We start from the raw sequence: 12,051 nt of genomic DNA, 5'->3' as shown, positions 1-12,051 counted from the left end.
TGCGAAACATCGAAAATGATGTAATCATTTTGTTAACTACGTTGGTTGGTCACTTGTCTGCGCAATGCAATGTCGCACTGTTGCGTGACTCAGGAGTATAATAACGATGACAAAAAGGCAAAGCACATTTAAAAGAACACCGGTAGCCGCTGGTATTTTGGCCTTACTTAGTGCAGCGTCTCCGGCTTTAGCCGCGAACTGGCAGTTTGGCGATGTTAATGTTTCTCTCGATTCTACGTTTACACTGGCCACCAGTATTCGCGCAGAAGACCGAGACTACAAATTGATTGGTAACAGCAACCATCCACAATTTGATTGGACGGGATATAACGCAGCTACCAATGTTATTTATCAACCCGCTGATGTTTGGGCGCTGGCCGATGGTGATTATTCTGCAAACAATGATTTGGGCAATCTGGCACACGACCCTGGCAAAGCATTTTCCACGCAAATATCAGGAAATCACGACCTCGATATTAATTTCGGGGAATGGGGTTTCTTCACTCGCGCATTCTGGTTTTATGATTTTGAACAAAGTGAAGGGACGCCTGCTGCCGATAACCCAATTACAGGCAGTACAGTCAACCTGTGCGAATCGCCTGGGGCAGAAGAGTTATTATGTAAAGATTTCCGTATCCTTGACGCCTATTTCTATGGCGATTTCTGGATAGACGACAAGCCATTCTCTGTTCGCGTAGGTGATCAGGTTATCAGTTGGGGTGAAAGCACATTTATCCAACACGGTATCAATACGACAAACCCTGTGGATGTGAACCGTGCCCGAGCTCCTGGCGCTGAACTAAAAGAAGTATTTATTCCTGTGGGAATGGTGTACGCGTCACTTGGTCTCACCGATACAGTAAGTGTATCGGCATATTACCAATACCGCTGGGAACGGAGTTGGTTACCTGTAGCTGGTAGCTATTTTGCAACCAATGATTTTGCAGGTGAGGGTGGCCAGGCGAACAATATTCAACTTGGCTTTACCGGTAACCCGGATATCGATTTAGATTTCCTATTGTCTTCATTAAATGGGTTGGGCGATGCACTGCGTTCAGGTGCTGATTCTACAACAATTAGCTCTGCCTATTTGGCTTACCCTACAAAGGTAGCAGTGCGTGATTATTCAGACGCGGCTCACGAAGACGCAGACGATCAGGGTCAGTATGGTATTCGACTGACCTGGTTCTCCGAATTACTCAACGACAGTGAGCTGAGTTTCTATCACATTAACTATCACAGTCAGCGACCATTGATTTCAGGTGTGACGTCTGATTTTACTCAGGCTGGCATTGCCCAAGATCTTGCATTCATGGCACAGAATGAAATTACCCGGGATAACATTGCGCAGTTAGATGCATTTACAGAAGCCCGTTTCTTCTACCCTGAAGATATCAAGTTGTACGGCTTCAGCTTTAATACCAATATTAAAAGCTGGGCGTTGGCTGGTGAATTTGCTTATCGCGTAGATGAACCTTTGCAAATTGACGATGTAGAGCTGTTGTATATGGGGATGCCTGAACAGCTGGCAAACATCGGTGCTCGTCCGGATTTAGCCGGTATTTCCCAGTTGAATAATATTGGTCGTGATGTAGGACCGGGTGAAACTGCAGATGGGTTTGTCTTTTCAGATACCTGGCAAGCCCAGTTTACGCTTTCGCAGGTATTTGGCCCAATGTTGGGTACTGACAATCTCGTTTTCTTAGGCGAAGTAGGCTACGTTAACATCGTTGATTTCCCTGATCCAAGCGAGCTGCGTTTGAACGCGCCAGGCACTGGACGCACACCATCTCTTGAACCCACAGCAGATGGTAATCCAAGAACAGGCTTACACACTGGCTTGTCAAATGGGCCTGAGACAAATCCATTTACCACCGAAGATGCATGGGGCTATCGCTTATTGGCATTAGCCGATTTCAACAACGTATTTTCAGGTGTAAATTTACAAACCCGTGCCACCTTTTCACACGATGTAAAAGGTACCACACCAGATCCATTGTACGTATTTTTAGAAGACACAAAATCCGCCAGTATTTCGTTTACATTTAACTATCTTAGCAGTTGGTCCGCTACTGCTTCATACAGTTCATTCTGGGGTGGTGTAGGTACAACTAATCAGTTAGCCGATCGCGATTTCGTGTCATTCAACCTCAAGTATTCGATTTAAGGAGTATCGTATGATCAAAAAAGCAAGCATTATCGCTGCTGCATTGACAATAGCGCTGTCATCTACGGCTTCACTGGCAAAAGTATCCCAGGAAGAAGCCGATCAGCTGGGTAATACACTTACTCCTCTGGGCGGCTTAGCTGCTGCTAACGCTGATGGCAGTATTCCAGCATACACCGGGGGCATTACCAGTGCACCAGAAGGCTTCTCTGTCGGTGACCATCATCCTAATCCATTCCCTGAAGATGAAGTAATGTTTGAAATTACCTCGTCAAACTATAAAGAATACAGCGAATATTTATCTGATGGTCAGATGAAACTGTTTGAAACATATCCTGATACATACAGAATGCCTGTGTACCAATCTAGACGTTCTGCATCCAACCCTCAGTTTATTTATGATGCAACGAAGGCAAATGCCACTCGTGCGGAGTTAATAACATCAGGTAATGGTGTTCGCGGTGCTGCAACGGGCATTCCTTTCCCGATCCCGAAAAATGGACTGGAGGCTATCTGGAATCACGTTCTCCGTTATCGCGGTGAAGCGATCCAGCGCTTTGGAGGTCAAGCAGCGGTGACCTCGTCTGGTGATTACACCCTTATTGGTTTTGATGAAAAACTTCTTATTAAGTATTCAAATGAAAATGCCAAGCCAGAAGAGCTAGAGGAAGACAATATTCTGTTTTATTTTAAACAGAAGATCACTGAGCCAGCTCGTTTGGCCGGTGATATCCTTTTGGTTAAAGAAACGGTCGATCAGGTTAAGGAGCCACGGGAAGCATGGAAGTACAACACTGGTCGCAAACGTTTAAACCGCGTTCCACAAATTGCCTATGACACACCTGGAACTGAATCTGACGGTTTGAGAACTACCGATGATTTCGACATGTTTAATGGTTCACCTGACCGTTACAACTGGGAATTGAAGGGTAAAAAAGAAATGTTCGTAGCGTATAACAATTACGCACTTCACAGTGATGAGGTAAGCTACGAAGATATTTTAAAGCCGAACCATATCAATCCGGAACTGACCCGTTGGGAAAAACACCGTGTTTGGGTGGTGGAAGCCACTTTAAAAGAAGGGCTACGCCATATTTATCAAAAACGGGTTTTCTTCCTTGATGAAGACAGCTGGCAGATCCAAGAAGCAGATATGTACGATAAGAATGGTGAGTTGTACCGCGTTGGTGTAGCTTACGGCGTGAATTACTATGATGTACCCACGCAGTGGTCTACACTTGATGTTTATCATGATTTAAACTCCCGCCGTTATTTGGCAATCGGTTTAGATAATGAAACTAAGATGTACGATTTCACTATTAAACCCCGTGAAGCAGAGTTCACCTCACAGGCTTTGCGAAGGGAAGGCCGCTAGTTTTAACTAAAAAACGGTTGGCATTGCCAGCCGTTTTTGTTTAATCACCTTATTTTTTCAGGGATATTATTTGATGAAAAAAGCGCTGACGGTGATCGCCGCGTTAACTGCAATGATGCCTGTTCAAGCACAGGACGCCTTTATGGCGCCTTTGGTAGAAAAATCTTTGTTGTTAGGTATCGACAGCACAGACACGCTAATTGTAGTAGGAGAGCGAGGTCACATTCTCACGTCTTCTGATGGTACAAAATATACACAGCAGTCCGTACCAACGATAGCGACACTGACTGCCGTAACTATTCAGAACAATCACGCATGGGCAGTGGGTCATGATGCCACTATTTTGCACTCCTCTGACAAAGGCCAAAGTTGGAATATACAATTCCAGGATCCCGGTTTAGAGAAACCGTTTCTCGATGTACTGTTTTTTGATGAGATGCACGGTATAGCTATTGGCGCATACGGTCTTTTCTATCGTACTCGTGACGGCGGTAATTCTTGGCAGCGTGAATTGCATGCTACCTTGCTCAACCCCTATGACCAAGAGTATCTGCAAGAGGTACAACGGGATACGCCTGAGTATTACGAAGAAGAACTGAGTGCCATTTTACCTCACCTGAATCGGGTTCAGTTAGTTGATGATACCTTGTATCTGGTGGGTGAAGCAGGACTGGTTGCCAAAAGTGTCGATGAAGGTAAAAACTGGCAACGCATGGAAACCGGTTATGAAGGCTCATTCCAGGACGTTCAATTTATTGGCAACGATACAATGATGATCGCGGGGCTCAGAGGGCATGTTTTCATTCAGCAAGGCAATACAGAATGGGAATATGTGCCAACGTGTTTATCGGGTTCACTGAACGCCATATTGCCTGCAGAGGACAACAAACTCGCTTTGTTTGGTAATAATGGGGTAATTGTTCAATTGCCCGGCAAGCCTGAGACTGCTGAATTTGACCCTTATGGCTCACGAAATGATTGTGTGGCTACATCTGGAATGACGTCAAAGCAACTGAACGATAAAGCCAGCGTTGTTAATATTACCCGCTTTGATGGAAACATTATTGCTGTTACAGCCAATGGTATAAAGAAACTAGATTTGGAATAACTCACTGACATGTCCATGCTTACCACGTTTTTAGAAAGATTAATTTTTGGTTACCGGAAAATCGTTGTTGGTTTGTTTTTACTCGCTACGGTTTATTTAGGTTTTCAGGCATCAATGATGCACCTGGATGCAGGTTTTGAAAAAAATGTGCCGCTCAACCATCCCTATATGCAAACCTATATGAAGCACCGTAAGGACTTTGGCGGCGCTAACAGTGTGCTTGTTTCAGTCTGCGATGCCAGTGGCAACATTTATAACCAGACATTTATGGATACTCTCCAACAGGTCCACGATGCATTGTTTTTTGTCAACGGTGTGGATCGTTCACTGGTCGTGAGCTTGTTTGCCCCGTCAACGCGCTTTACCGAAATCGTCGAAGGGGGCTTTTCAGGCGGGCCAGTCATACCCGCGGATTTCGATTCATCCAGACCCGAAGCCCTCAAGCAGGTTGCAGTAAATGTAGAGAAAGCCAAAATCGTCGGACGACAGGTATCTAACGATTACAGCTGTGCCATGGTGACCACCCAGTTACTCGATTTTGACCCGAAAACCGGTGAACCACTGAACATGCTTGCCATTGCCGATGCGCTTGAGCAGGATGTCAGGCAGCAATTTGAATCCGATGATATCTCCATACACATTATCGGTTTTTCTAAAATGATTGGCGACGTTGCTAATGGTGCAAAAGACGTGGTGTTGTTTTTTGCAATCGCATTAGCGATTACCGCTGTTATGGTCTATTTCTTCTCCAGAAATATTATGATGACGATCTTGCCGCTGGCGTGCTCTATTGTTGCTGTTGTATGGCAATTGGGTTTGTTAACGGTACTGGGGTTCGGTCTTGATCCCATGTCTATCCTGGTTCCGTTTTTAGTATTCGCTATTGGTGTAAGTCACGGCGTGCAAATGATTAACGCTGTTGAGAAAAAAGCAGTAGCAGGAATGGGAGCGCAACACGCAGCCATGAGTGCATTTCGCGCTTTATTGGTACCTGGCGGTATCGCACTGTTATCAGATACTGTGGGCTTCATGACATTGCTTGTTATTGATATCGGTATCATTCGGGAACTAGCAATTACTGCAAGTATGGGTGTGGCAGTCATCATTCTCACTAACCTTATTTTGCTCCCCGTTTTAATGAGCTTTCTTAAACTCGATGAAAATTATGTCAAACAGTTTAATAAGAAAGAGCAAAGTACCACTGCATTTTGGCGAGCCATTGCTGCCTGCACCCATAAAAAACCAGCCATGGTGATCATGGCAGTGACAATCGCACTATTTGTGTTTGGTTTGATTCAGTCGCAGCAGATGAAAATTGGCGATCTTCACGCCGGCGCTCCCTCGTTGCAAGAAAGCTCCCGTTACAATCAGGACACCTTCCTTATCACTGATAAATACGCGGTGACTGTTGATTATCTCTCTGTGGTTGTGGAAACCACACCTGAAGCATGTACTTCCTACGGCGTAATGAAAGCCATGGACGATTTTCAGTGGAAAATGGAGAACATAAAAGGAGTGCAATCAGCTGTCTCGTTGGCGTCGGTAGCGAAAAATGTCAATGCAGGATATAACGAAGGTAATGTTAAGTGGCAGGTTTTGCCCAGAAATCAACAAACACTGGCTCAGGATATTTCACTGGTACCAACATCTTCAGGGTTGTTAAACGGAGATTGTTCTGTCATGCCTATAATCTTATTTATGGAAGATCACAAAGCTGAAACCATCTCCCATATTGTTGATGCTGTTAAAAACTACCGCGTAGATTACGAAACCGACGATGTAAAATTCAGTCTTGCCTCAGGGCCGGTTGGCGTAATGGCGGCGACCAACGAAGCCGTGGCTGATGCTCAAACACCAATGATGGTTTATGTATTTGGTGCGGTTATCCTGCTTTGTTTGTTGAGTTTCCGTTCTCTTCGCTCAACCCTATCGGTGGTATTACCCCTCTATGTTGTGTCTATCTTGGCTCAGGCACTGATGACATACTTGCAGATTGGGCTTACCGTGTCTACGCTACCAGTAATCGCACTTGGTGTGGGCATTGGTGTAGATTATGGTATCTACATACTGTCTACAATGAGTCACAAGTTAAAATCCGGAGAAACGGTACAACAGGCTTACCTTGATGCGCTAAAAGAGCGGGGCAGTGCGGTGCTGTTTACTGGTATCACGTTAGCTGTTGGCGTTAGTACGTGGGTTTTCTCCACCCTCAAGTTCCAGATGGACATGGGAATATTGCTTACCTTTATGTTCCTGGTGAACATGTTAGGGGCAATTATCGTATTACCTGCTTTAGCAAGATTCCTCTGGTGGAATAAAAATGACCCCAACGTGTAATTATTTTTGCATAGTTACTTAGTTAAAAGGGCCATTAGGCCCTTTTTTTTATGCCTTTTTTGCATAGTTATCTATGCTGTTAATAAAGCGTTAAAAAAGCACTTTTAATATGGTGTGACTTTAGCGAAAATAGGTAAGAATTCTGTGCACTTACGACTAATTAAGGTTAAACCATGACAGTCACCTCTCAGCGGCAGTCGGTGCTGCTTGATAATGTATTCTCTCTGATCGAAAAGAAAGTAGACGCGAAACACAATGCGTTAGTCAAACAATTCGGACAACATTTGTTCCAGGCGATTTCAAATGAGGATTTAGAAGATCGCAATGACAGTGACCTTTACGGTGCCACATTGAGTTTGTGGAACGTGTTTTCTAATTTTGATTCATCAATGCCTTATATCCGGGTGTTCAATCCGGAAATTGCGAAACACGGCTGGCACTCCAGCCATACGATTGTTGAGATTATTGTCAGGGATATGCCTTTTTTGGTTGACTCTGTGAGGATGGCCCTCAACCGGCTAAACATTACTTCACACCTGATGCTGCACAGTCCAATTTCGCTCAAACGAGGTCAGGACAACGTCGTCGAGGCCTTCGTTGACAGTACAAAGAAATCAAAATCATCACAAAAAGAAACGGTGCTTTTAATTGAAATTGACCGCCAAACAACGAAATCAGACATAGAAGCACTGACCAAGGAATTGCGCTCTGTGGTTGATGAGGTTTCCCTTGCTGTGGAAGACTGGCAAGCAATGGCAGGAACGCTGAATACCGTTATCGAAAATGCGGACGCCCTTAACTGGCCTGTCAGCGATGAGAAGAAGACGCAGACGCTACAATTTCTATCCTGGTTGTCTGATCACAATTTCACCATGATGGGCTATCGATTCTACGAAGCTAAAGCAATTGAAGGTGATTATCGCTGGATCCCTGATGATGAAAGCAGTCTTGGGTTAATGAAAAAATCTGTCACCAAACGGGAGCGGCTTATTTCTAACCAGGCGCCATCAGCGAGAGTTGAAGCATTAAGTGGCAACCCTTTGATGCTCACCAAAACCAATTCCAGGTCGCGGGTACACCGTCCTGCACACATGGACTATGTTGGCGTAAAAGCCTTTAACAGTGACGGCCAGGTTATAGGTGAGCACCGTTTCCTCGGTTTGTTCAGCGCATCGTTCTACAATTCAAGTGCTACTGAAGTACCGGTGCTGGCTAGTCGCATTAAAGAGATTTGCCGTTTGTCTGGTTACGAGCAGGGAACCCATGCTTATAAAGCGTTTGTAAATATCATAGAAACCTACCCCAGAGATGAGCTCCTGCAGACACCTGCTGAGGAAATGACCCAAATCATTATGGGCATTTTTCAGATGCAAGAGCGGGGTATCACCCGTTTATTTGTGCGAAAGGATGTTTTTGGTCGTTTTATCTCTTGTATGGTATTCGTTCCCAGAGAGCGCTATAACACGCAACTGCGCAAAGATACCCAAGCGCTTTTACAGCGGTCTTTCGGTACAGAGGAGGAAGTAGAATTTACCACGTTCTTCTCAGAATCTGTGTACGCCAGAACACATTACATTGCCAGAGTAAAAAATAACAACGTGGAATACGATGTGAAGGAAATAGAGCAAAATATTATTGAGCTTACTAAAACCTGGAACGATCGCCTCGCATCGTCAATTAAAGCGGCGCACGGCGAAGCCACAGGCAAAGCCCTGGAACGCAAGTATAACAATGCGTTCTCCCGGAGTTATATGGAGCAAAATCTCCCCAGTGCAGCACTCATCGACATTGAAAAGTTAGAGCAACTAAACGATGAGCATACTCTGGACATGTTGTTTTATCGCCCACAGGAAGAAACCGCAAACCGCGAAATCGTGAAGTTAAAGTTATTCCACCGCGCTGAGCCTATCCACCTTTCCGACGTGTTACCCATGTTGGAAAATTTTGGCTTACGTGTAATTGATGAAAGTCCGTACAAGGTAACGTGTTCTAATAACCTACTTAACTGGGTGATGGATTTCACCATGTTGCACAAATCCGGCAAGGATTTTGACATGGAAAAGGCCCAGACTTTGTTCCAGGACGCCTTTGCCAAAGTATGGGCAAATACGTTAGAAGACGATGCGTTTAATCGTCTTATTTTGGGTGCAGGAATGACCGGCCGCAGAGTTACCATCCTGCGCGCTTATGCTAAATATATGCGACAAACTGGCAGTTCGTTCAGTCGTGATTACATCGCGAATACCTTGTCTGCCTACCCGAATATTGCTAAAAATCTGGTAGATTTTTTTGAATTGCGATTCAATCCTGCATTGAAACGCAGCACCAAGAAAGAAAACGTACTACTCGAACGTATTAAAGACCAGTTGGATAATGTAAGTAACCTGGATGATGACCGAATTATTCGCCGTTATCTGGATATGATGCTGGCCACGCTGCGTACAAATTTTTACCAGGCTGATGATAGCGGCAACGAAAAACCTTACGTCTCCTTTAAACTGTTACCAGAGCTTATTCCGGAAATGCCGTTGCCGTTGCCCAAGTTTGAGATTTTTGTGTACAGTCCCCGGGTTGAAGGTGTGCATCTTCGCGGCGGAAAGGTCGCTCGGGGAGGTTTGCGCTGGTCAGACAGACAAGAAGATTTCAGAACGGAAATACTTGGTCTGGTTAAAGCGCAGCAGGTAAAAAACACCGTTATTGTACCTGTAGGCGCTAAAGGTGGTTTTGTCTGCAAGCAATTGCCGACTGAAGGCGGAAGGGCAGCTTTCCAAGCCGAAGGACAAGCGTGCTATCGCACCTTCATTCGCAGTTTGCTGGATATCACTGACAATATCGTAAATGGTGAGATTATTCCGCCCAAAGATGTTGTTCGTTTAGATGAAGACGACCCCTATCTCGTGGTAGCCGCTGACAAGGGAACGGCCACTTTCTCAGACATCGCCAACGGTATTTCTGAAGAGTATAACTTCTGGCTTGGCGACGCTTTCGCTTCTGGTGGAAGTGTGGGCTATGATCACAAGAAAATGGGGATCACTGCCCGCGGTGCCTGGGAATCAGTAAAGCGCCATTTCCGTGAAATAGGCATCGATTGCCAAACTACCGATTTTACCACTGTGGCTGTGGGTGACATGGCTGGTGATGTATTTGGTAATGGCATGTTGTTATCTAAACACACCCGGCTTGTTTCAGCGTTTAACCACTTACATATTTTCTTCGACCCAAATCCCGATGCGAAAAGCAGTTATGAAGAACGCAAGCGTCTTTTTGAAAACCCCAGTTTAAGTTGGGAAGACTACGACAGCACACTTCTTTCAAAAGGTGGTGGTGTCTTTAGCCGAGCCAGCAAATCTATTAAATTAACCGCAGAAATGAAGAAGTGGCTGGGTACCAGACAAGCGTCTATGACGCCAAATGAACTTATCCACAATATTCTTAAAATGCCAGTGGACCTTATTTGGAACGGTGGTATCGGCACGTATATTAAGAGTAAGAAAGAATCTCATACAGATGTAGGTGACCGCGCCAACGATGACGTGCGGGTAAACGGTTGCGACGTTCGAGCAAAAATTGTAGGAGAAGGTGGTAACCTGGGTCTGACCCAGCTCGGCCGAGTGGAATATGCCGCTAATGGTGGACGGGTCAATACCGACTTCATCGACAACGTTGGTGGCGTGGATTGTTCAGACAACGAAGTCAATATTAAGATCCTATTAAACAGCCTTGTGAGCAATGGAGATTTAACGGTCAAACAGCGTAACAAACTGCTGTACGACATGACCGATGACGTAGCCAAAATCGTTATTCAGGACTGTTACAGACAAACTCAGTCTATTTCGATTACTGAGCGTGCCGGTGTGTCACAGTTGAAAGAACAACTGCGGTTCATACACGGTCTTGAGCGCGATGGGGCGTTAAATCGTGAGTTGGAATTTATTCCCTCGGACGATGAAATCTCTGACAGAGTTGCTTCTGACAGAGGATTAACCAGGCCAGAATTGAGCGTGCTTATCGCTTATGGAAAGATGGTCTTAAAAGACGCCTTTAATATTCCTGAAATCACAGAAAACCCATACCATGGCAAGCTGCTGGTAAATGCTTTCCCGCCTGTACTCAGAGATAAGTATAGTGAACAGATGGAACAGCACCCACTGCGTGCAGAAATCATTGCCACCAAATTGACCAATAATATCGTCAATGATATGGGGTTGAACTTTGTGTCCCGTATGCAAGAAGAAACTGGCGCCACAGTTGATGAAATTGCAGATGCGTATGCAGTAGTAAAAGGGATCTTCAATATTGAGCCATTGTGGAAAGAAGTAGAATCGCTGGATAACGTCATCAATGCTGATTTGCAGTTAAAAATACTTGAAAGTGCACGTCGTATTATGCGCCGGACTGCCCGCTGGTATATTCGACATGGCAATAAGTCTCTTGGTATTCACTCTGCCATTGAAGCCTATCGCAATACATTTAATAATTTGCAGCAAAATATGCAGGATTATTTGGTTGAAAGCGAATATGCGGCTCTGGAAAGTGCGACCAGTGAACTGGTTAAGCAAGGCGTGCCCCAGGCGCTTGCTTATAAAGTTGCCAGTTTCTCTAATTTGTTCTCAAGTTTGGATTTGGCTCAAATCGATGATATTGATAACCACGAGACCTCAGTGATTGCCAAACTCTATTTCCAACTCGGTGCCAAGTTAGAGTTACATTGGTTCCTTGAGCAAATTACGAATCAAAACGTGAGCAACCATTGGCAGGCTCTCGCCAGGGCGTCTTACCGGGAAGAGTTGGACTGGCAGCAACGGGCAATCACTCTAAACTTATTGCAATCTCGCCCAGATAGCAGTGATGCTGACGAAATTCTGAACACCTGGGTAGACAATAACCAGGCACTCTTACAACGCTGGTATCATATGATGTCAGAGTTTAAGACCAGTTCAACACACGAATTTGCGAAATTTTCTGTCGCTTTACGTGAATTGATGCTTTTAAGCGCCAAGTCTAGCCATTAGAATACACACATGACGAAATGATGAAGCCCTGTTTCCACAGGGCTTTTTGTTA

At 44.9% G+C, this 12,051-nt stretch carries 5 protein-coding genes; all 5 read left to right on the top strand.

Annotated features, from left to right (window positions below):
- Window positions 1-106: 106 nt before the first annotated feature.
- The 5 genes from ACXACM_RS13350 to ACXACM_RS13330 all read left to right on the top strand — a co-directional run bounded on the left by ACXACM_RS13350 (window position 107) and on the right by ACXACM_RS13330 (window position 11,999).
- Window positions 107-2,167, top strand: coding sequence for a DUF1302 domain-containing protein (locus tag ACXACM_RS13350; RefSeq protein WP_474822310.1), 2,061 nt, complete (start codon window positions 107-109; stop codon window positions 2,165-2,167).
- A 10-nt stretch (window positions 2,168-2,177) separates the two neighbouring features.
- Entirely contained in the window at window positions 2,178-3,542 is a 1,365-nt protein-coding gene (locus tag ACXACM_RS13345) for a DUF1329 domain-containing protein (protein ID WP_474822309.1), read from the top strand.
- A 73-nt stretch (window positions 3,543-3,615) separates the two neighbouring features.
- Window positions 3,616-4,650, top strand: a complete 1,035-nt coding sequence (locus ACXACM_RS13340) for a WD40/YVTN/BNR-like repeat-containing protein (protein WP_474822308.1) — start codon at window positions 3,616-3,618, stop codon at window positions 4,648-4,650.
- A gap of 9 nt (window positions 4,651-4,659) precedes the next feature.
- Window positions 4,660-6,987 carry an efflux RND transporter permease subunit gene (locus ACXACM_RS13335; protein WP_474822306.1) on the top strand — a complete coding sequence of 776 codons (2,328 nt, stop codon included), beginning with the start codon at window positions 4,660-4,662 and terminating at the stop codon, window positions 6,985-6,987.
- A 173-nt stretch (window positions 6,988-7,160) separates the two neighbouring features.
- Window positions 7,161-11,999, top strand: a complete 4,839-nt coding sequence (locus ACXACM_RS13330) for an NAD-glutamate dehydrogenase (RefSeq protein ID WP_474822304.1) — start codon at window positions 7,161-7,163, stop codon at window positions 11,997-11,999.
- Window positions 12,000-12,051: the final 52 nt, after the last annotated feature.

The organism is Alteromonas sp. AWQ4_252, from assembly GCF_056158205.1.
Note: the sequence above shows the minus strand (reverse complement) of the source record. Positions and strands in the feature narration are given on the sequence as shown.